The sequence below is a fragment of the Erythrobacter sp. SN6-5 genome, assembly GCF_057364945.1.
Genome location: NZ_CP200282.1, coordinates 2,451,950 through 2,472,993 on the forward strand (window position 1 = coordinate 2,451,950; position 21,044 = coordinate 2,472,993).

Annotated in this window: 14 protein-coding genes and 3 pseudogenes; 9 read left to right on the plus strand and 8 right to left on the minus strand. The window is 54.6% G+C overall.

The window, feature by feature from the left end; translation table 11 throughout:
- Nucleotides 1-10: 10 nt before the first annotated feature.
- Both AC0V6Z_RS12235 and AC0V6Z_RS12240 read right to left on the minus strand, forming a co-directional pair.
- Nucleotides 11-646 carry a class I SAM-dependent methyltransferase gene (locus AC0V6Z_RS12235; RefSeq protein WP_472638742.1) on the minus strand — a complete coding sequence of 212 codons (636 nt, stop codon included), beginning with the start codon at nt 644-646 and terminating at the stop codon, nt 11-13.
- Nucleotides 647-717: 71 nt separating this feature from the next.
- Complete coding sequence (locus AC0V6Z_RS12240) at nt 718-2,133, minus strand: hypothetical protein (protein ID WP_472638743.1); 1,416 nt, start codon at nt 2,131-2,133, stop codon at nt 718-720.
- Nucleotides 2,134-2,372: 239 nt separating this feature from the next.
- On the opposite strand from AC0V6Z_RS12240, the gene AC0V6Z_RS12245 reads away from it, so the two are divergent.
- The 6 genes and pseudogenes from AC0V6Z_RS12245 to AC0V6Z_RS12270 all read left to right on the plus strand — a co-directional run bounded on the left by AC0V6Z_RS12245 (nt 2,373) and on the right by AC0V6Z_RS12270 (nt 7,068).
- Nucleotides 2,373-3,392, plus strand: a complete 1,020-nt coding sequence (locus AC0V6Z_RS12245) for a D-alanine--D-alanine ligase family protein (RefSeq protein ID WP_472638744.1) — start codon at nt 2,373-2,375, stop codon at nt 3,390-3,392.
- Between the two features lie 135 nt (nt 3,393-3,527).
- Nucleotides 3,528-4,073, plus strand: a pseudogene (locus AC0V6Z_RS12250) (nucleoside/nucleotide kinase family protein); the annotation flags it as partial.
- 90 nt (nt 4,074-4,163) lie between these two features.
- Nucleotides 4,164-4,331: pseudogene (locus tag AC0V6Z_RS12255) on the plus strand (FMN-binding negative transcriptional regulator); the annotation flags it as partial.
- 25 nt (nt 4,332-4,356) lie between these two features.
- Nucleotides 4,357-4,803 (plus strand): annotated as a pseudogene (locus tag AC0V6Z_RS12260) (FMN-binding negative transcriptional regulator); the annotation flags it as partial.
- 136 nt (nt 4,804-4,939) lie between these two features.
- On the plus strand, nt 4,940-5,530 hold the full coding sequence (locus AC0V6Z_RS12265) for a histidine phosphatase family protein (protein ID WP_472638745.1): 591 nt from the start codon (nt 4,940-4,942) through the stop codon (nt 5,528-5,530).
- 926 nt (nt 5,531-6,456) lie between these two features.
- Nucleotides 6,457-7,068, plus strand: coding sequence for a hypothetical protein (locus AC0V6Z_RS12270; RefSeq protein WP_472638746.1), 612 nt, complete (start codon nt 6,457-6,459; stop codon nt 7,066-7,068).
- 265 nt (nt 7,069-7,333) lie between these two features.
- On the opposite strand, the gene AC0V6Z_RS12275 is transcribed toward AC0V6Z_RS12270, so the two are convergent.
- On the minus strand, nt 7,334-9,028 hold the full coding sequence (locus AC0V6Z_RS12275) for a bifunctional helix-turn-helix transcriptional regulator/alpha/beta hydrolase (RefSeq protein ID WP_472638747.1): 1,695 nt from the start codon (nt 9,026-9,028) through the stop codon (nt 7,334-7,336).
- Between the two features lie 319 nt (nt 9,029-9,347).
- Between AC0V6Z_RS12275 and AC0V6Z_RS12280 the strand changes: the two genes are divergently transcribed.
- The 3 genes from AC0V6Z_RS12280 to AC0V6Z_RS12290 all read left to right on the plus strand — a co-directional run bounded on the left by AC0V6Z_RS12280 (nt 9,348) and on the right by AC0V6Z_RS12290 (nt 12,371).
- Complete coding sequence (locus AC0V6Z_RS12280) at nt 9,348-10,070, plus strand: hypothetical protein (RefSeq protein ID WP_472638748.1); 723 nt, start codon at nt 9,348-9,350, stop codon at nt 10,068-10,070.
- On the plus strand, nt 10,067-12,040 hold the full coding sequence (locus tag AC0V6Z_RS12285) for a YadA-like family protein (RefSeq protein WP_472638749.1): 1,974 nt from the start codon (nt 10,067-10,069) through the stop codon (nt 12,038-12,040). The genes AC0V6Z_RS12280 and AC0V6Z_RS12285 overlap by 4 nt, the downstream gene beginning before the upstream one ends.
- A gap of 64 nt (nt 12,041-12,104) precedes the next feature.
- A complete protein-coding gene (locus AC0V6Z_RS12290) occupies nt 12,105-12,371 on the plus strand; it encodes a hypothetical protein (RefSeq protein WP_486176483.1) in 267 nt (88 codons plus the stop codon).
- A gap of 358 nt (nt 12,372-12,729) precedes the next feature.
- On the opposite strand, the gene AC0V6Z_RS12295 is transcribed toward AC0V6Z_RS12290, so the two are convergent.
- The 5 genes from AC0V6Z_RS12295 to AC0V6Z_RS12315 all read right to left on the minus strand — a co-directional run bounded on the left by AC0V6Z_RS12295 (nt 12,730) and on the right by AC0V6Z_RS12315 (nt 20,076).
- Entirely contained in the window at nt 12,730-13,581 is an 852-nt protein-coding gene (locus AC0V6Z_RS12295) for a hypothetical protein (RefSeq protein WP_486176484.1), read from the minus strand.
- A 119-nt stretch (nt 13,582-13,700) separates the two neighbouring features.
- Entirely contained in the window at nt 13,701-14,942 is a 1,242-nt protein-coding gene (locus AC0V6Z_RS12300) for a serine hydrolase domain-containing protein (RefSeq protein WP_472638752.1), read from the minus strand.
- A 172-nt stretch (nt 14,943-15,114) separates the two neighbouring features.
- The gene (locus AC0V6Z_RS12305) at nt 15,115-17,505 is read right to left on the minus strand and encodes an ATP-binding protein (RefSeq protein ID WP_472638753.1); all 2,391 of its coding nucleotides are present in this window, start codon (nt 17,503-17,505) and stop codon (nt 15,115-15,117) included.
- An 8-nt stretch (nt 17,506-17,513) separates the two neighbouring features.
- Nucleotides 17,514-17,831, minus strand: coding sequence for an ATP-binding protein (locus tag AC0V6Z_RS12310; RefSeq protein ID WP_472638754.1), 318 nt, complete (start codon nt 17,829-17,831; stop codon nt 17,514-17,516).
- A 316-nt stretch (nt 17,832-18,147) separates the two neighbouring features.
- Entirely contained in the window at nt 18,148-20,076 is a 1,929-nt protein-coding gene (locus tag AC0V6Z_RS12315) for a S9 family peptidase (RefSeq protein WP_472638755.1), read from the minus strand.
- Nucleotides 20,077-21,044: the final 968 nt, after the last annotated feature.

The window sequence follows — 21,044 nt, forward strand, 5'->3', positions numbered from 1 at the left end:
AGGCGTTTTATTACATCCCCGGCTTGCGCGCCACGCCCCATTCGTTCCACATCGCAAACTTGGGAGCCTTCGGCAGATAGCCCTGCCCGTGCGGCTCCACATCAAAGCCTGCCCCGCGCAGGGCCGAACCGATAGGCCGCGTCAGATGACATCCACCGGCAAGTCTCTTCCAAATCGGCTCAATCCGATCCTGCCATTTGGCAACATCGGGATCGGGCGCACGCCCATGCTCCAGAAACAGCACTTGCCCGCCCGGCCTCAAGACGCGGCGCATTTCCGACATAACCTGAGCGGGGCTTTCGACCGTACACAGGGTGAATGTGCACACGACATTGTCGAACGATCGGTCGGCAAAGGGAATAGCCTCGCCCACCCCTTCGCGAATATCAGCGGGCCAGCCTTTGGCCTCCGCAGCGGCTCTTGCCTGGTCCAGCAGCGCGCCATGCGGATCGATCCCGGCAAAGCTAGTGACGGCACCGCGATCATAAAACTGATGGTTTAGTCCGCCGCCGCAGCCCAGCTCAAACACATCACCGCGAGCGAGCGGCACCACCTTTGAGCGGCGTTTCATCACTTGGCCTTGCGCACAGGCAAATCCGACGAGGCGCGGCATAATATGCGCATCATACCATTCTTGAACAGCCATCGGCACCCTCCCAAGACCAACAGGCCAGTAGTGTACCGCAGTTTTGTCAAAAGCCAATCATGCGCCGACGATTAGGCGAATGTAAGTGTTTTTTCCTGCAATTTCTCCGCGATGAGCCCAAGGTCGCTGGCGAGTTGGTGCTCGATCTCGTCTGCATTCATGGCGGCCCATGCGCTCATGATCGGCATGGATAGGCCGACCCGCAATGTCCCGCCCCACCCGCCATCTTGCCGTACGCATTTGACCGGTTGGCCCAAACGCACGCCATCATGCGCGAGCTCTTTGTGCAGCGCCTGCGCGTCATCGAAGGTTCGCAGGCCCGGCAACATGCTAACATCCAGGGTTGCCAATGTACGCATTTCAATTGGCAGGTTGAGCGATGCACCCTCGGAAGAGGTGAAGTTGGGCAACACACGCTTCACGCCAAGCGGCTCGATAATTTCAGCCTGAAGCACCGTGTCAAACGCTGCAATCATCATCTCGACCTGGCCAGGGGTAATTCGTTGAAACCGTTCCAGTTCAAACACGGCGGCCTCTAAACGTAGGGCGAGCGAGCGGTTCTGCCCCTCGCCCAGCCTATCCACACCCGGCCAATTCTCTGGAAATTCCGCCCGGTTAAATATTTGCGCAAACCCTTTGGGGAGCGGCGCTGCTCGCGCCGCCATGGCGGAAGGTATCAAGGCGAAGCCATTGAACGGCGGCGCGCCCATGAACTTCGATCCGGTCAAGAGAACAATGCACCCCCGCTCAACGTAGGCGGCAATCGCAGCGCTGGTGATGCGTGCCTGGCAGGCGTCAACGACGAAGGTTGCATGCTCGCCGTAGCGCGCCTTTAGACCGTCAAGGTCGGTGAGGTCAGGCAGCACAAGCCCGGTCTTTGAACCATGGACGATGTGTACCAGAGCATGACGATCAGAGGATTTCGCAAGCTCAATCTCGCTCGCGAGGCTTTGGGCAATTTCCGCGCTAGAGCAAGCGACACCTTCGGTGCAGCGCACCGGCACATCGACCAGGCTGATTGAGCCACAACCCACGACATCCTCTCGCGGGGTCGATGGAATGCCTAGCGCCGTGGCCTCTGCAAAATATCGACCATGGGCGGAGTGGATACAGCCGCTGCCAATCTCATCTGCGCCAAGCAGGACATTGTGGATCCCTCCCGCTGCGCGGCCATGTACGCTGGCCAGTGCGACATATTCCAGATCGGTGCCCGAGGCTGCGAACACAATCTCGCTCTCGGACGATAAGGAATAAGCGGCTTTGATCCGCCGCCTCAGGCCGTCCAGCTGATCCGCATATCCCACGCGATCCTGCGCCGCCTCCAACATCAGGAGATGCGCAAATGCCGGCCCTGAGATATCGCTGACGGTCGAGGAGGAATAAGCCACCACATCGCGCGGATAGGGCGCCGAATGGTACTTATTGAGGCCATTATCGGCTCGCAAGGTGATCCGCTCGTCCCCTCCAGAGGACAGAGCGCTGACCAAAGCGTCACAAGCTGGCGATCGATCAAGCCCGTTTTCGGGTCTGTTATATGTTATCTTTGTAATGAGCGACCATTCCCGCAGGTTATTAAACGCGACCCGGCGTTGCTATATTCATCCCCATAAGCGATGGGAAGTGCATGCGCGCCGGACCGGTTGATTACCCGGGTAAGTTTTCTGCTGGCGCCGCCCGTCTTACCGCCGTAAACGCGCGGCTCCATACCGTTGCTAGGCATGAAAACATGACAGACACGCTCACCCCTTTGCGCATTCCCGATGAGGTTAAAAAGGGCGCGCATATCCTGTTCCTTGCAAAGAATGCACTGTGGGAGGGTGAGATACACCCTGAGGATGGCAACCATGCCATGTATCACCGCGAGATGCGCGAGGTGCTTGAGGGCCTTGGGCTGAAGCTGACCATTACGCAGACCTTCGATATTCTATTCGACCCGCCAAAGGACGTGGATTTCGTCTTTCCGCTGCTCAACCGCGCAGGGTTTTTCAATTCGGAGATGCTGGTGCCGCTGTTGTGTGAGCGCGCTGGCATTCCCTATCTTGGGGCCAGCCCGATCCTGCGCGGTCTTTCCGATGACAAGCATCTGGCAAAGCGCGCAGCCGTGGATGCCGGGGTCCCAACCGCGCCGTGGACGATTTTCCGCAAAGGCGCCCCGATTGAACAAGCAAAATGCCTCAAGGCGGATCGCTATGTGATTAAACCCAATGCGTCTTCGGCCAGCTGGGGCGTGGGTGACGCGCGCGATTGGGCGGGTGTGAAGGCAGCGGTTGAGCGCATCCACAATGACGATAGCAATGGCGGACAGGATGCGATTGTCGAGCCGTTCCTCGACGGCAGTGACGTTGAAGTGGCAGTCGTTACCATCAATGGCGAGCCGCAAATCCTGCCCATGATGATCTTTCGCCAGGCTGATCCGTCGCATCTGCGCACCTATCAGGAAAAGCGCGATCTGGTCGACCGTAGCCAGAAATATGCGCTCGAGCATTTTGACCACCCAGAACTCACCGCAAAGATTGCGGAGCTGACCAAGCGTTGCTGGGAAGAATATCGCCCGTTTGATTATGGCCGTTTCGAATTCCGAGTGAACGAGGATACGGGCGAAATCACCTTCCTGGAACTCAACCTCAATTGCAATCTGTGGTCGCAAAAGGTCTTTGGCCGCGCGGCTGAGCTGGCTGGGTGGAGCCAGGAAGACCTGATCGAAACAATAATTGCCGAGGGCCTGCGCCGGAATGGGATCGTCTGACTCTAGCCCAATGTCGGACGTAGCATTGCCGATCATCTATTGCCGGGTATTGCGATAATCATTTGCTGCGACATATTGCGCGAATGAGCATCAAGGGATTTGCAATAGTTACGGGAATGCTCGGCCGCTGGGAAGACGGCGATCGGGCGGCTTATCGCAAATTCATTTGGTTGGCCCTTCCTCGACAAGGACGACATACTGGAAGCTGAATTCAATAAGTTTTCGGCAGTTGATTTGCCTCTTCGACAACGCCTGAGCCGGGAAAGCGATGAGGTTTTTGCAAATCAAGCCAAAGCATTGCCGTCGGGTGTCTTAGTGTCATTTTGGCGTCCGAGGGACCTCTCTGTCTCCTACGGAACCGCGACAGATTGGATCGCTGAACTTCACGCCCCTATTGTGGAGCTTCACTGCAAGTGTGAACCTGATGTGGCCCGAGAACGGTTTCTAAAAAGGCAACGTCACCAAGGTCATAACGATGAGCTGCGAGTTGATAGTCTGACGCAGCAGTTTGATGAGCTAGCAGCTCTTGGCCCGCTGAACCTTGACCCTTGCGTAACTATCGACACCACTCATTCGGACGATATCGCTGCTCTTGCCCATGAAGCAATCAGAGAAATGCGAGAGCTCCTGTGCTCATCGTTCGAACCTGGGGTGAGTAAGTGGGATACACTGAACCCCTGATTATACCCACAAGCCTTTCAGAATATGGGTGAAGTCCTTCCAACGGTGCCGAAATTTACTAGTCCAGCAATAGATGCCCAGAGGTCTCCGATGTACATTCCAAAGCCATTTGAAGAAACGCGATTGGACGTGTTGCATGGGCTGATCAGACAGCACCCACTTGGCACATGGGTCAGCTCGGGTCAGGTAGGTCTAAATGTCGACCATATACCTTTCATCCTAGATGCCTCTGAGGGGGCAGTTGGTACTCTGTATGGTCATGTAGCCAGAGCGAGATCCTGTTTGGAAGGAAGGCTCGGCGCAAACGCAGCATGTCGTGATTTTTCGTGGACCACAGGCTTACATTACACCCAATTGGTACCCCAGCAAAAAGGAGCACGGCCGGGCCGTACCGACATGGAACTACGCGACTGTGGCGATCCACGGGAATCCTAAATTTATCGAAGACCGTCAATGGTTAGAAGAGCATTTAGGTGCGCTGAGCGAGCAGCATGAACGCACACAGTCAATGCCATGGTCGTTAGACGATGCTCCTGAAAACTTCTTGGACAAGCTACTCCAGGGGGTGATTGGCGTGGAGATTCCGATCTCGAGAATAGAAGGCAAATGGAAAACAAACCAAACTAGTACCGAAGGCGACAAGAAGGGGGTGATCTCAGGATTGCTCGAAGACGGAAGTGAAGAAGCGCGAGCTATGGCACTGCTTGTGCAGCAAACTCTGCAAAATTAGAGCTTCCCTTGCCAAGACCAGCTTCCTGCCGGATCAAGCGAAAGTCGCTCATCTTATGACCCCTCACGTTATGGTTTCACAGCTGCGATAGGAGCCGTCTTGCCGCGTACAAAAGATTTGGCCATATCGCCCGACAATGTGTGAAGTTTTTCTCATTCGTCACGGCCAAACCGAATGGAACTCATCCGGCCGATTTCAAGGCAAACTGGACTCCGCTCTTACCGAACTTGGGCTTATGCAGGCGCGAGCAATCGGCGAACGGCTTGCCGAAATCGGTACGAAGATAGACACCTTTGTTGCCAGCCCGCTTGGCAGAACTCGCCAAACCGCAGAAATCATTCAAAATTGCGGCGATTTTCCGAAAACACAATTCGACAAGCGACTTGAGGAAGTTTCAACCGGTTCGTGGGATGGTTTAACCCATATCGATATTGAGGCTCGCTGGTCGGGAATCTTGGATGGCTCCACTCCATTCGATTGGTATTTTCGCTCGCCTGATGGAGAGAGTTATGATGCTGCGCGTCAACGCGCGACCAAGTGGCTAGCCGATACGAATGGATCAGTAATCGCCGTTTCCCATGGTCTATTCAGTCGTATTATTCGAGGCGTCTACCTCGATCTATCGAAGGAAGAAACTCTCGAACTTCCCGTCCCTCAAGATGTAATTTGGCGCATGTCTGATGGAGACTTAGAAGCAATACCATCACGAACTTACACGAGAAAATAAGAGCTTACTCGCTCTTTTAGAGGTTTGGAACGGCCGCCGCCCCGTCTTTGAGCGGTCGCGGGCCACAACTGAGGCCAATGCCAAGAGCCAGTGCGATTTTCCCTTCTAGTTGATTGAACGGATCAACTTTGAGATCATTCTAAGACTTAGGCTTTGCAGTGGGAAGCTTTCAATACTGAAATTGGATGATGTTCCGATAGTTGTTAATAAAGAGCATATCCACCTTGAGAACATTTGAACAATGAGAAGAATTTGAGTTTCTCTTATTGGGGAGGCGAAATGGCGAATAGAATAGAATAGGATTGGTGCGGGCTGCGCTTGGCAATGACTAGGGGAAGCGCAAGCTTTTTCGATCGAAGGATTGTAGAGTTGAGTCCTGCTTGTTTGTTAGCGCAGGCATTATAGCGTCGTCCATTTTCCTTCCGTCTGATGCGAGAGCACAGGCGTCTTCGTACCCAGTTACACCGCAGACCATTAGCGCTTGTGCCGTTGATTCTGTTATCTTTGAGGAAACATTCGATGATCGAAGCAATGGGGGCTGGCGCGCCTATGCAAATTCGCAGAATGCAGCAAATCCACCGATAGCTTTTTCGTCGCTGACAAATAACGTGAGCAACGTCGATGGAACACAAACCGACGTCACTATAGATGCGACGTTGAATGCGGGAAATGGCGTTGCCAGCCCCTCAGGCGGAGCATTCGTGAGCGCTTTCGATGCCGCTGGAAACTCGACCTTTTGGGTGCGAGAGGGGGTGGCGATTTGTCTGCCGCGGCAGGCGGCGCGGTCTATTTGGAAAAGTGGAATTGGCGACGAAACGTTGCGAGTGGTTCGATTGGAATATCGGGCAGGATTTCATCATTCAAGGAGTAGATCGTAGGCTATTTTACACTGCATCTGATCAAACGGATCTGCTTGAAAGCGGGCAATGGGAAACGATCCAAACCCGCGCCTGCAACCCGGGCCAGGCTGGTTCGTTATGGCAGATGCAAACCGCAACACCAATCGCCGTTACCGGTTCGGAGGCGCCATTAGCGTTGCCACTCAAGCAGACTTTGATGCGGTGCTGCCTAATGTTGTGACATTGGGTGCGCTTGTCGAAGGGATTGGGTCATTCAACTTTGGAGATCCAACAACCGCTCCAACGGCCGGAGTGGCTGAAAGATATGCGCTTGACACGGTTCGAGTGGTCACTTGTGGAGCGTCTACAGCGATTGCCGATCTGGCGATTACCAAGACCAATACGCCGGGAGTTAATGGCGAAGCGGATCAAGCAGATGATACTGTAACCTCTGGCTCTACAACAACATATACGGTCGTTGTGACGAACAATGGCCCTGATGCCGTGACTGGTGTTGTGGTGACGGACGTGGTTGGCTCAGGGCTCACTTGTACTGCAACTGATCCTGTTGCGATTACCGGAGACGGAGTTCCTACTGGCAGTTGGGAAATCGCAGATCTGACCGGGCCAGGGATTGCCTTGGGAACACTGAACAATGGTCAATCAACAACGCTGACATATTCCTGCTCAGTCAATTAGAGGCGGTGGTTAGGTAAACAGGACATTGATTACAGTTTGGATCCAGCCCTTGGATCGCTCAATAGTTTTGTCTAATCCGCTCGTCCCAATCAGCTATTGAGTTGCGGTTAAGCCTAGGTCGAATGCACGCATCGGCTGAGTTGGCTGGGTGGAGCCAGAACGGAGTTGTTTGATCTCTAGTGTATCCGTTTGAGGCTAGTATCGGACTTCTTTAGAGGCCTGGAACAGCTGTTTACGCTCCGTTTGCTCCCGCTCATGTTCATGTTCATCGTTCATGGCGACGGTTTCGGCAATTCTCTTGTCGCTGCAAAAAGGCCCCATGCGGGCTCACAGAAACCAGGTCGAGCAAGCGGGCGATAAACAACTCTGGAGTTTGGTATGGTAGGAGCTCTCCAGCGCCGGGGACAATTTCTGCAGTTACCATTTCGCCAAGCATGCTGATATCGACTAGGTCTTCATCGGCAAATTGCTCAACATCAAAAGGCATTAGGAAATGCGTTGGGATATTTAGATCCTCCATCCAGTCTTGAATGCAACTGGTCCCAACCATGCATTGCATTTTCACAAATCCCTTAGGACCTTGGTTCGCTAAATGTTGACAGGCAGGTCGCAAAAGTGCCTGCGTCTCAGGATCGCGGATCGATTTTCGATCAGCCTCAAGGCTGTTGAACGAACGATTAAGGAAGAAATCAGGCCCCTCCTGCATCATGCGCCGGAAACCGATGCCGCAGATCAACTCGAACAATCTTGGTGCCACTCTTGCCAAATTGGCGAGCGTTCGCTGGTTCATGGGAAGCCGGTGCAGTCGTTCTTTGTTAAGGTTCCAATTCACGCCAATCGACAAATGAGCGCGAAACAAATCCGGTCTGATGCTGGCTGCACGGCTTAAACAAATATGTCCAGCATAGCTGGCCAGCCCTGCGATCTGGCGCAGTCCAAGATGATCGCACAGTTCAATGATTGCTTTCGCGCCATCTTCAAGCAGTGGTTTGTTCAAGAACTCACTATTCCCGTGCCCTGGCAACGAAATGGTGATCAATTTTAAACCATGCTCCTGCAAAGCTTCGCGGACCGGGCTATGGAGCAGAAAATAGGGTATGCCCCCGTGGACATATAGGATTGGAAGGCCGTTTTCGACTCCGGTCCAGTTGTAAGCCAATGCGCGGCCATCTTTGCACCGCATGACTCTTTCGTTCCCGCTGGGATCAGCATAAGCAAGATGTCCGATACTTCGTTCTGTATTTGCTCGCGCGCAAACCAATCCCAGCATACGGATCAGTTCGACTTTTGAGCGAACCTCTGTTTTAGCAAAGATGCTCTTAAGTTGGGTCCTTATGGTCTGGCGTTCTACCCCGCGCGTTTCAGAAATTGCATCAATCTCGCGCAGTTGAAACAGAAGGCGGCAAATCTCAGTTTCGGCATGGCTAAGGCCGAAAGCTTGAGATAGATTTTTGCTGACCATTGCAGGCCAATCCATTTCAAGCGACCGCACGATGGTATAACTTCCATCGTGCTGGTCTGTTTCCAATGGGAATACTTCCGCTATGCTTTCTCGGCCGGTGGCATCGACAATCCACACTATCGCATAGCTAGAATTGCTTCCGGTGGAACTGCGATTGAGGATCATCTCAAAACTCTGCTTGGAATCTGCGCGGATCCAGTCACGGCCAACTGGCATGCCCTGATAGACGCCAAAAAATTCCCCTGCTTCAGGCCCTAGTAACGCCACAATCCCTTGCGGCGAGATCGCCATGGATGGCGCAGGTATAGATCGAACCGCCGCGTCTAGCGGATCCTCAACTGTCAAATTGACATCGTCGACCAATAATTGTTCGATATCGCCCAATTGCCGCGCCAAGACACGGTCAACCAGCTTGTTACCTAGTCCTTTTTTCGCAGCTTTGGTGAGTTTGCGGTCCCACGCCTGGAGCAGGTGTTCATAGCTTTCAGAATGCGTCAATGACCGCCAAGACGCCGAGATTATATCTAGATCGATCTCTCGGTCAGACGGCACGTCGGCGCTCGGTTCATGCGCTTCTGGCAAGTTTTTTCACTTTCGAATGTTTTTGACCCATTTGGGGTATGACAGCATCGAAAGGTTCATGCAAACCCTTGTCCTACAAGGGGTTTGCTGGGGCTTGCCGCATTTCTGGTATCACGAAACGGCACGCTTTCGCGTGCCCAATGTCATGCATGAAATCCAAGTCAAACCTCAGAGCATCCATGCGTGCCACGCCAGCCCAAGCGCGCAGGCCAAATATGATTTGAGGAGAAATGACTTGAATACACAACTTTCAAAAGCGACGCTCTTTGTCGGAACCACGTTGAGCGCAGGGGTCGCCGGAGCTTTGTTGATGGTTCCTCAGCCAGCCCTAGCGGATGACTGCCTGCTAGACCGTAACGACAACGGGATTGTCGATGCCGACGCGACAGACAATGATGGCGGTGCAAATTCGAACAATGACAACAATGCGCTTGCCTGCGGCGTAGGCGCAAGCGCAACCGGCGCAAATGGGGCCACGGCGATTGGTAATGATGCCGATGCATCTGGCGAAGCGGCAACGGCGCTTGGCGAAGACGCAGAAGCAACAGCGAGCGAGTCCACCGCACTAGGCGAACAAGCCACCGCAAGCGGCATCGGAGCAGTAGCAGTCGGTAGCGGCACGAGTGCCGCAGGGACCGGCAGCGTTGCGATTGGCGGGGACATCACTACGGGCGGCGGCACCGATGCAGCATCCACCACCGGCAGCATGGCGGTGGCCGTGGGCGCAAGTTCAACGGCGGAAGCAAATGCAACTGCTGTGGGATCTGCCAGTTCTGCCACGGGATTTAACAGCACAGCCATCGGGAGAGGCGCCAATGCCACCATGACTGGCAGCACGGCCTTGGGACTTAGCTCTAGTGCGACTGGCGGATCGGGCACCGCACTTGGCGCAAGCTCTAGTGCAGCAGGGGGCGCAAGCACTGCAGTCGGTCTTGGGGCAAATGCCGCAGCGGATTGAACAGCTCGGCATTTGGGAATGGTGCGACTTCCGCTGGTGAAAGCAGTCTTGCTCTTGGGGATGGCGCAGATGCTTCAGCCGACGACAGTGTTGCTGTGGGCAGAGGAGCTGCGGCGGCAGGTGGAAACAGCATCGCAATTGGCGTACCTGAATTCATTGGCGGCACGACCGGAGCGCAAGCGAGCGAGAGCAATACAATTGCCATTGGAACAGGGGCTATGGCCACGGATTTCTCAGCGATAGCAATTGGTGCAGGCTCAGAAGCAACGGGTGACCGCAGCTTGGCAATTGGCCGGGATGCATCTGCAAGCACAATCGGCGCGGTTGGGATTGGTTTTTCAAATGCCAGTGGTGGAAACTCTATTGCAATTAAGGGTAACTCTGAAGGTGTTCAGTCAGTTGCGATTGGATCGGCGGCAAGGGCCCGTGAAGATCAGGCAGTAGCTATTGGCAGCCGAGCAGATGGTGCCGGTGTGGGCGCAATTGCCATCGGCGGAGACGGTGATGATGCCAGCGTGATCGGCGCGGAGGCAACAGGCGAGGACAGCATCGCTATTGGCCGTGATACGTCTGCCGCTGGTTCCAGCTCAATCGCTTTTGGCGAAAACGCGTTTGCTGTGGGGAATAACGGAGTTGCGATTGGAGCGAACTCCGGGGCAAATGGCACCGATGGCACTTCTGTAGGGGTAGGTACACGAGCAGATGGAATAAGAAGTGCTGCTTTAGGCAGGCAGGCAGACGCAGCTGGCGATAATTCCGTTGCGATCGGATCGTTCTCAGATGCATTCCGTTCTGGAGGTATTGCGATTGGAGGCGACAATGACCCTGATGGATTTGTACAAGGCGCTCTTGCTTTCGACATGAATGATATAGCTATCGGCGCGGACTCCCGAGCTAGAGGAGGCAATGCGATCGCTTTGGGCAGTGCGGCGGAAACAACTATGACCGGCGCCATCGCGATCGGCGGTGATGGTGGGGATGCTGATGAAAATGGCGCACAGGCGACGGGTATTGCGTCGATTGCTCTTGGTGTGGATTCTGTTGCGAGCAGTCAGGACGCGAGTGCTGTGGGGTCGGGTACGATTGCGATTGGTCAGGAGGCGTCTGTGTTTGGCGCAAGGGCGCGGACCAATGGCGCTTTGGCTACGGCTGTGGGTGCGCGCTCGGTCGCGACTTCGAACGGGACGTCGGCTTTTGGGACGGGTTCTCAAGCGCGGTCGCTCAATGCGACCGCAATCGGCAACTCAGCCCGCGTTGAGGGCGCTTTCTCGACCGGCATTGGGACTAGTGTGAACATCGCTGCGACAGCCAACTCAGCGGCTGCGGTTGGTTTTCAAGCCAATGTCAGCGGCAGCGCGGGTACAGCGGTGGGCAGCTCAAGCGAGGTGACCGCGCAATTTGGTACAGCGGTTGGCCGGGAAGCGAGCGTTACGCACAACAATTCGACCGCAGTTGGCTTTCAGGCAGCGTCCACTGCGAACAATCAGGTTGCGCTGGGCGGAGATGGATCATCAGTGCGGATTGGCGACATTGATGCGAGTACAGCGGCGCAGGTTGGCCCCGTGGATGCAGTGACCGTCGACGCGAATGGCACGCTTGGCCGCCAGAGCGTTGCCACCGCCGCCTCAGTCGACAATGTCCGCCGCGCCCTCAACACCGTTTCACAAGTGGGAACCGCCCAGTTCGATGCGCTGTCAGGAAGGGTGAACACTTTGTTCGACCTCACCAGCACAATTGACCGCGATGCACAGCGGGGCATTGCTTCCATCGCTGCGCAAGCCTCTCCGCACTTCCCAAGTGCAGCGGGTAAAACCAGCTATGCCAGCAATGTCGCGACGTACCGCGGCGAAGTTGGTTTCTCCGCTGGACTGATGCATCGGTTCGAAGGCGACTTCGCCATCACCGCAGGGGTAACCTACGCAGGCGGCAACTCCACCAGCGTGCGGGCAGGCATCGCAGGAGAGTTTTGAGGCGAGTGAAGATTGGTACTGGGAAGCGGACCACAAGGGTGGATGCTTCCCCGCAGGCCTGACGGTGTTCTTCAATACCAAGTTCGCTGAATGCAACGGGATAAGATCAAAGGCCATCGGTGACGAGAGCTTCAGTTTTTCCGTATTGTTTCAAGGCTTTGCGAATGAACTTGAAAGCCACTGTTTTATCCCGTTTCTTAGTGACATAACTATCCAGCACTTCGCCTTCGTGATTGACAGCGCTCCACAGGTAATGCGTCTCGCCATTGATTCTGACGAACAAGATTACCGAGGTGTCAGCGCCAATGGCGAAAGCCTTTCATCTGACTGATCCTGTGGCGCCGAATGTCCGCAGCAAACTACGGGCCAAACCGGTTCCACCAAACCCGAACCGTTTCATAACAAATGTCGATACCGCGCTCGAAGAATAATCCTCGACGTTCCGCAGACTGAATGGAAAGTGCACATGCATCATAACAACTACGCGCACGATCTCAGACGATTAGCTAAAACGTGCCAATGGGCTGGTCGATTTTGCGACAAATAAGCACTAAAACACCCTCACCTCACCACCTCAATCTGCAACTGGTACAGTTAGTCTGACAAGGCAACGACAGCGAGGCAAAAGGTGACCACCATCGCCGGGTCGCAACACGCGATGGTGGTCGCCGCCCCCATTTAGGTGACGATTAATCTCGACGACGTCGCACGAAAATCGTCATCCATTTATCGCGGTTTCGCTCAATATCGATCAACTGGAAGCCATCGCTCCGCGCCCCGGTAAGGCGGTTCGCCAGTTGCCGATCATTCAGAGCTGTGAAGACGCGCGCTTCGCGAACGCCGTCCTGGCGTAATGTCATTTCGAACCGTGTGCCCGGCCTCATGTATAGCGGCCACCCTCCTGAAGGGCTGAAGACACGGGCGGCATCAGCCAAATACTCAGCCTGGGTGGGTTTCCAACGCGAGGTGCGATGTTCGGCGCGCGGACGCACAAAGATGGCCGCAACTTTCTGGTTGTTGAACCCGCTTGCTTCGTGGTCGACCAACACCATCGATCCATCACGAACTCTTTGCCGGAATTCTTTATTGAAACGCCTACCTTCGATTTCGGAAAAAGATGCCCAAGCCAAGTTCTCCCGATTCTCGATCCATAGCCCCGCATAAAAGACCTCGTTGGCACCGCCCTGGCCTCCAGGGTTAGAGACACGTTTGGTGAGCGCTTCAATGTCCGTCGGTCGGTAATCTCTATCGCGATTGGTACGCCAAAGATCATCGTAGACTTCTTTTCGCACGCCTCCGACAATATCCCAGCCGCGTTTGTCAGGATTGGGCGCGGAGATAAGATGAAAACGTAGGCAGCGTTTATTGAGGCTCGTGCACTGCACGATGTTTTCCATCTCGATATCGATCACAATTCGGTCGCTTTCGCGAAGGGTAATGGCAAAAGCCTCCAGGTCATCACCTGTTATGTTACGGTGTAGATTGTTACGCCCATCGATAAAGGGTTGCAGGTAACCTTCCGCCTGCGCGGGCGTGGCCAATGGGGTGAGCAAGACCAACCCGAGCATGGCCAGAGTGCAGGCGCGTAATTTCGATCGAACTGTCATGGCGAATTCCTCTTTCACGGAGCGCGAATTGTTTTCTGGTATGTCGGACAACTTCAACCGCTGATGCGCCGCGGCGCGTTTTTAGTCGCGGCCACATATGCGTTGAAAAGTGCCCGTGCGAGGTCGCCTGACGAGATTTCGTCACTATTCGAAACCGCCACGCCATAGCGCCGACCAGGCAATTTGATCACGACGGCCGATGCACCTCTGAATGATCCTCCGTGAAAGACCCAGTTACGCTTCCCCGTTTCGGCGAGGAAGGTCGTGTCAGCGATGATCCGATTGAATACCAACCGGTCGTCAATGTTGGCAGGTGAAGTCATCCGCCTTCGAATGCCTCGACCGACCAGTGTATTGGTGAAACCCATTTGCCTGGCGAACCGCGCTAGCTGGCGAGCACTCATGTAATAACTGCCCTGCGGGTTGCAGGTTTCGGGTTCAACAAAGCCGCCGACCTGATCGCCGAGTGACGAGTAATATTTGGCAAATTTATCTGGGCCGCGGTCTCGCGCAGGATTGCAAGTCGGGATGGCTCCGCGGAAAACAGTATCGAAAAACTGCGTGTACATGAATGCCGTGTAAAGGAACCGGTAAGCGGGTTCGATCGCTCTGCCGTAGGCCGCACCGGACTTGTCTGCGTGAGCCTGATCGATAGATGCTGCCTGGTCCGGAAAGGCAATGCGCGGGATGACGAAGCGCAGGACCGAGATGTTGCAATTGTCGTACTTACGGTTTGTCCCCGGCGCTTGCGCACCACGCGATAGGCCATAGTCGATGTTGATCCAGCCGTCGGGGACCGGCGCACCGCCGTCGCAATAGCCGACATCTCCCGGGGCACGATTGAGGCCCGATTTGTGCATCAATAGCGTACGTAGAGTCACCCCAGTCAGTCGCGCGCTATAGGCCTGCTTCATCTTTTGTGGTAGGAAGTCAGCAAGCGGTGCATCAAGCTGCTGGTTTACCGAACCATCCGCTATCGGTTTTTCCCGCAGCAAGTATAGCAGCCCAGTACCACTTATCAGCTTACTCACTGAGCCGATATGGCTAGCCGTTCGAACCGTCATGCGGACATTGCCGTCACCCGGTTTCTGTGCCCAGCCATCCGCTCCTTCGGCGAGGATGTTGACCGGCCCTGTCAGCACGAAGGCATAGCCAACCGTGTTTCCGCGCAGGCGGTCATGCATTGCAGTTTCAAATCGTTCTCGATTTAGTGGAGGGATCTCTTGAGCGTATACGGGCATGCCGCTGGGCACAGCGATGGCCAGAGATAGCGCGGCACGGAGCATCATTTTCATTTCGGTCTCCCCCAAAACACGGCATTCGCGTTCTCACGCCATTCCATAAGTGGTGAAGATCAGGATATTGGCGCGCTTGGATGCGTCATCGGGGCAGCTACCCATTCTTCGAAAATGCCTTACCTAAATTTCGCGAGGGTAGCTGCGAAGTCTCAGTGCATGGCCGAAGTCATTATTCAGGTTCACCAATGATCCATGGCTCGTCGCGCAACTTCAGCAACACACCGAGTCGGTTTTCCAGCTCGAGTTTCTGCAGAATTGCTGAAACGTGATGTTCGACTGTGCGTTGTGAGCGAGACATCTCCTCGGCGATCTGAGCGTTGCTAAGTCCTTTGGCAAGGTGCTCAAGCACGATCATTTCCTTGGCTGTTAAGCCAAAAGCGTTCTCGCGAGCTGCACTGTAGGGGCCACGCGGCAGAGTAACATCCTCTCGCCCGATTCCGCGATGCTCAAGCAATTCAATTAATCGCTTGGTCGCACCCTTTGCGCCCTGCCGGTTCAGCGCCGCCAGACCTGAGGATACTGTCTCCGCACTATTCGAAAGGCCAAAGCAAACATTGGCAAGGTAGTCCGCACCCAGCCTCGCGAACTGCATGCCGGCCTCACCATAGTTGCCCTGAATGGCTGATCCGAAAGGTGTCTCGTCCGCGCTGCTGGCATGCTTTGGAGGCGTCCCAGTCAGATCGCACCAGAAATTGTATTCGGCGCGGCCCCACAGGCTGAAACACGACTGCTCGATCCGATCCAGACCACTTACAGCTTGTGTGGCGAGATTTTCTGAATCGGTAAGCCAGGCCTGCTCCAGCATCGCTATCAAGATCGGGATGCAATACTGCACCTCACCAGTTGCCAGCGCATCCTTATATGCCTTTTGAAGTGTCGAAGCAGCGTCGTCATGCGCACTTCGCACGTATAGCCGAGCCAACATGATCCTGGCTGGCAGTTTCATAAGCAATGTCTGCCCTGGCGTTCCGATTACTGAACGGCAGATTTCTTCGACCTCGTCGAGCCGCCCTTGCTCCAAACGGAGTTGGGCTTTGCGGCCGAGCAGATAAAAGGTCCAGCTATCGAGTTCGTGCTCGGTATCAAACTTGATCCCTCGCTCCAGCGTCGACTCAGCAATGTCCAACCTGCGCATGTCAACCGCGTATTCTGAGAGGTTGGTGAAGACCCGCGCTGCGTCTTCGTGAAGATCATGTATCAGCGCAAGGTCGAGGCTTTTCTCAAGATCTACAATCCCTTGCTCATCGCCAAGGAACATGCGCGCCGTGCCAATATTGTTGAGCGCATGAACTTCCACTTCAGGAATTGGTTTGCCCTCGATTACGGCGAGTGCGCGCTGTCCCCAGTCGATTGCTGCATCCATCCGGCTAGCCAGCATGTGGATTTGGGAACGCATTGAGTAGGCCAGCGCAAGGGCACCCTTGTTTTCAAGCCGTTCGAGCAGTTGAATAGCGTCGTCGAGATAGCGACTCGCCTGGGTCGCCTCACCGCGATACCAGTGAAGACGCGAAAGGTGCCGCAGATTGTCGGCGATACGCTCATCATCTCCGAGCACCCGCCACATGGTCAATGCATGGCGGCGGGCCTCGATGACACGATCATCGATCCGGTGGGCGATTGCAGCTTCGTAGGCCCAGCTTTCATAGAGCCGTGCGGCCTCTTCCGGTTTCGCCTCATCAACATATTCGAGTGCGGCCTCCAAATAGTCGGCCGCTTCTTTGTGCGCACCAAGCAGCGCAGCTTTCTCCGCGGCAATCGGGGCAAATTTCAGCACCATTTTAGCATCGACTGCGCCGCGAGCATGATGAAGCAGCTCGCCAGCATCATGGTTTTTGGAGTTTTCGAGGATGAAGGCGAGATGTTTGCGATGAAGATTCCGGAGTTCGATAGACGAACAGCGATTGCAAGTAGCGAGCCGAGCCAGCTCATGGCGGAACCGAAGGCGCCCATCTTCCAACTCGATCAAGATCGAGAGGTCGAGGCAGTCACGCAGCAGCTCTTGATAGTCGTTGATCCAGCCACAATGCAGGTCAGGCACGATGTGCACGGGTATTATGCTTAAAGCTTCAAGCAGCCTGATCTGTTGACTGGAGAGTCGCGCAAGCCGCCCATTGACTGCGTCTTGAACCGACGCAGGAACTTGCCGATGGCCATCTTTGCTCGCAAGAATCTCAGAAAGGAAAAACGGGTTCCCATTCGTTACCGAAAGCAGCTTCTCAGGATCGCGCCCGCTATTGTCGGCCATCCTCGTAACGGCGGCGAGCGAAAGTGATTGGAGTTCGATCCGGTCTGTCTGATCGCTAGGAATGTCCCCTAAAACGCGCAGTAAGGGGTGATCACGGCTCAGCTCATCATTGCGAAAACTAACGATCATTAAGACGCTGCACATGGTGATCCGGCGCCCGAGAAATCGGATAAAATCGAGCGTACCAATGTCCGCCCAATGCACATCTTCGATGATTAGAACGACCGGATGCTCGCTATGGGACAACTTGGACAGAATCCGAGAGAACAAGGCTGTGCCGCCAGAATTCTGCCAATCATCGCCCAATTCGACCATCAAGGCTGCTATGTCGTGTACCGGGCCAAGCGGCCGCGGAGTGAACAAAGCGTCGCACATGCCCCAGATGAACCGACAGCCCCCGCGTGGCGTGCCGCGAATTCTCGAAGCAAAGCTGTTTTGCCTATTCCAGCCTCGCCGCTCACCGCCACTACGCGGCCGCCTGCATCAGAGGCCCCCAAGAGGGCAGCCAAGCGTGAAAGTTCGATGTCGCGTTCAGCAAGCATTTTGTCAGTTTGCCGAAATGGAGGACCGGCGACCAGCTTCATCTGAAAAAATGGGTAGTGGGCGGCGAAAATTGGGTGAGCGGGCTTTCGATCACCCATTTCCGAACGGTAGCTCGCTCGCGTGATCGAGACAGCTCCATTCGTGCGAAAGTTGGTTACAGAATACCGCCTTTGGCAATCGCAGCTCTTAGTGGAACGTGGGGGCTTGATAACCTAATGAAGCGACCTTCCGCAGTGTTCTCGCCTGTCTAAAACGCTGCATGAGGTGCTCCCCTCATCGGACCAGTAAGTGGGAATTTTCCGCATGGTCTCGGGTGATGAGCCAAAACGTAGCAGCGGGCTAGGTGGTTTTGCTCTCGATTTGCGGCTCATACCACGCTTCTAACCTCGCCTGCCACGTTAGTCTGATAAGGCCTCAGCGCCCGATGTGCTGATCCAAAAAGTTGAGATAGGCTTCGGAGGCTTCGACGCGGTTTTCCTTCTTGCGGAAACCATGGCCTTCATCCTCGAAAAGGACGTACTCTACGTCAACGCCATTCGCTTTAACCGCAGCAACCAATTCGTCGCTTTCAACCTGCAGAACCCGCGGATCATTCGCCCCCTGCACGACAAGCATCGGCTTTACGATATTGGAGGCATGGAACAGTGGTGAGATTTTCCGCAGGCGCTCCTCATCCGTCTCTGGATCTCCCAATTCATCCAACAAAGCCTTGCGGTTAGCGCCCCACCATGGTGGGATTGACTTAATCGTGCGGACCCAATTGGTTACGCCAAAAATGTTTACCCCAGCGTCGAATACTTCCGGTTCAAAGGCCAGTGCGGCGGCAACCATGTAGCCGCCGTAAGATCCGCCCATGATCGCAATGCGATCATCTGCAATCCAGTCCTTGTTCTGAAGATAATTTTTGGAGGCGACCACATCGCCTAAATCGGCGTCGCCATGGCGCTTATCATCCATGTGGAAGAAGGTTTTGCCATAGCCCGACGAACCACGATTGTTGATCGCATAAACGGCATAGCCGTTGTTCACCAAATGCTGAATCGTGGGGTTATATCCACGCCGACTCTGGCCGCCAGGACCGCCATGAACCCAGACGATAGCCGGGGCCGGATTATCCGCACTTGCGCCGTTTGGACGATAGAGCACACCAGGAATTTCAACCCCGTCGTAACTCTCAAATCGTCCGATCGAAGCGGTGACGAGGTCTGCTTCGTCAATCGCCGGGTTCAGCGCGCTGGTCAGACGCTTCGCTTGGCCTGAGGCCAAGTCAGCGACATAGAGATCAGAAGGCGATGTATCCGATGATACGGTAAATGCGATCTGGCTTTCTGCTTCGTTAAAGCGGATGCTGCCTAAATTGCCTTCGGGAATCCCACTGAGCTCAACCACCTGGCCCGTCGTTTGATCAAGAAGAGTCAATTGCGTGAGGGCATCAGCATTCACCGCGCTAACCCGGTAGCGACCCGAGCGCGAATAGCTGACGAAGCTGACATCCCAATCTGCTTTTAGATACGGTGCAGTTTCCCCACTGGTCAGATCATAAGTCCATGCTTGATTGAATTCGCCATGCTCGTTGGTTGCGAAGGTCAGTTTCGAGCTGTCTCGGGTAAAGCCATAGCTGCCATAGCTAATATTGCCCTCGTGTTCGGTGATCAACTTCGGTTCGGTGCCCGCTGCCAAATCGACCAGAAACAGGTCGCTATCTGCGCTCGAATTGTTGCGTGACAGGACCATCCAGCGCCCATCATCCGACACGCCACCAGGAAAGAAGTTGCCCGGATTCTCAAACAGCAGTTCACGCGAGTAATCATCCGCGTCATAGACGTAGACATCGAAGGCTTGTGGGTCGCGCTCATTCGTGGCGATGTAGAAGGAGGTGTCGTCTCCGCTCCATCCGGCAAAGCTTGCAGTAAGGCCTTCACCTGGAGTGAGATCACGCACCGTACCATCAAGTTCGCGGAGATAGACGTGGTTCAGCTCGTTACCGCCACTGTCCGAACTGTAAATCACGCGATTATCGTTCGGAAACAGCGAGCTTGCGAAAATCGCGTTTGTGGTTGAATTGGTAAGTGCTACCGGTTCACCGCCCGACACAGGCAGCAGATAGGCGTTGAACACGCCTGAACTATCCGAATTGATCAAGACATTCGCGCCATCAGATGTGAACACATGTCCGCCAGAAGAGCCAAGGCCAAAGGACGTGGAATCGAAGAACTGCTGCGCATTGTATGTCTCGTTTTCGCGCTCAACCGTAGACTGTTCAGTGCGGTCCTCATTCGAAAGGGCAGGTGCGCTCAGCGCCAGCAACGACGCGGCTGTTGCCCACTTGAGTGTATTGAGCATCTGTTGTCTCCCAAAGGTGAGGGCGCGGTGCGCCTGAACTTTCCGATCGTAAGAGCCTACCAATCCTTCGCGCAAGAGCAAGAGCAAGAGCACGCATATTCCGATGCCGGCTTGAATGGTAATTTTGGCCGTTAGCGGAACGTCCTCTCTTGATCCGATGGCGTAGTTTAGCAGTCGACCAGCAAAAACGATCCAATTACTGATATTGGTCAATTCATCGATTGTTGAGGCACATTGTTGATGCAGGATGGAGGTTTTTTGCCCTTAAGTTTTCCGTAGGCCTGCCGGATGAGAGAGCGTGGTTGTGCATAGAACGCTCTTGCTTGGTGCACCTTCAATGTACCGTTTGTTTAGTGAAATGTTCGATTGGAGCGCCTAAATAGGGCGGGGAAATACGCACAAAGTACTGCTCAAATACTTAATAATGGGCGCCTCTGCTGGCGCGATCAGTCCAGCGGCAACGAGCGCTGCCAATGCCCAGCCGAGCACAGAGACCTCCATTTACGACACGCTTGGCCGACTGGTTAATGTTGAGACAAGCGGCGGGCAGAATAACACTGAGAAACGGGTTATCTGTTACGATAAAGCGGGCAATAGAACCGAGCACAAGGCAGCCTCGGGCTCGACTCCATCAACGTGTCCGTCTCCGCGACCACCTTCGAGCAATTGGTTGAGTGACCTTGAGTGAAACAGTCCTGTCGACAGGGCTTAAGCCCAATTTACCGACATGCGTACCCGTAGCATCCATCCTACTAGTCCCTTATTCATTTGGATAGTTCAGGAATTAAGATGACCGTCAAGTTTAGCAACCTCATTCGATGCGCGCTCTTTCCTCTACTCACAGCATCTAAGGCGAGTATTTCCTTAGCCCAATCTCCAAATAGCATAACACCCTCCGATCAAAGTGTACGCTCGCCTGACCAGGTCGATATGCGTAATGGGTTCTTTCAGCACGGGCGTGTTGATGC

Excerpts from the sequence above, each read along its gene's own strand:
- AC0V6Z_RS12315 (WP_472638755.1), bottom strand. The coding sequence starts at position 20,076 with ATGCTCAATACACTCAAGTGGGCAACAGCCGCGTCGTTGCTGGCGCTG.
- AC0V6Z_RS12310 (WP_472638754.1), bottom strand. The coding sequence starts at position 17,831 with ATGGGTGATCGAAAGCCCGCTCACCCAATTTTCGCCGCCCACTACCCA.
- AC0V6Z_RS12245 (WP_472638744.1), top strand. The coding sequence starts at position 2,373 with ATGACAGACACGCTCACCCCTTTGCGCATTCCCGATGAGGTTAAAAAG.
- AC0V6Z_RS12300 (WP_472638752.1), bottom strand. The coding sequence starts at position 14,942 with ATGAAAATGATGCTCCGTGCCGCGCTATCTCTGGCCATCGCTGTGCCC.
- AC0V6Z_RS12235 (WP_472638742.1), bottom strand. The coding sequence starts at position 646 with ATGGCTGTTCAAGAATGGTATGATGCGCATATTATGCCGCGCCTCGTC.
- AC0V6Z_RS12270 (WP_472638746.1), top strand. The coding sequence starts at position 6,457 with ATGGGAAACGATCCAAACCCGCGCCTGCAACCCGGGCCAGGCTGGTTC.
- AC0V6Z_RS12265 (WP_472638745.1), top strand. The coding sequence starts at position 4,940 with ATGTGTGAAGTTTTTCTCATTCGTCACGGCCAAACCGAATGGAACTCA.
- AC0V6Z_RS12305 (WP_472638753.1), bottom strand. The coding sequence starts at position 17,505 with ATGGTCGAATTGGGCGATGATTGGCAGAATTCTGGCGGCACAGCCTTG.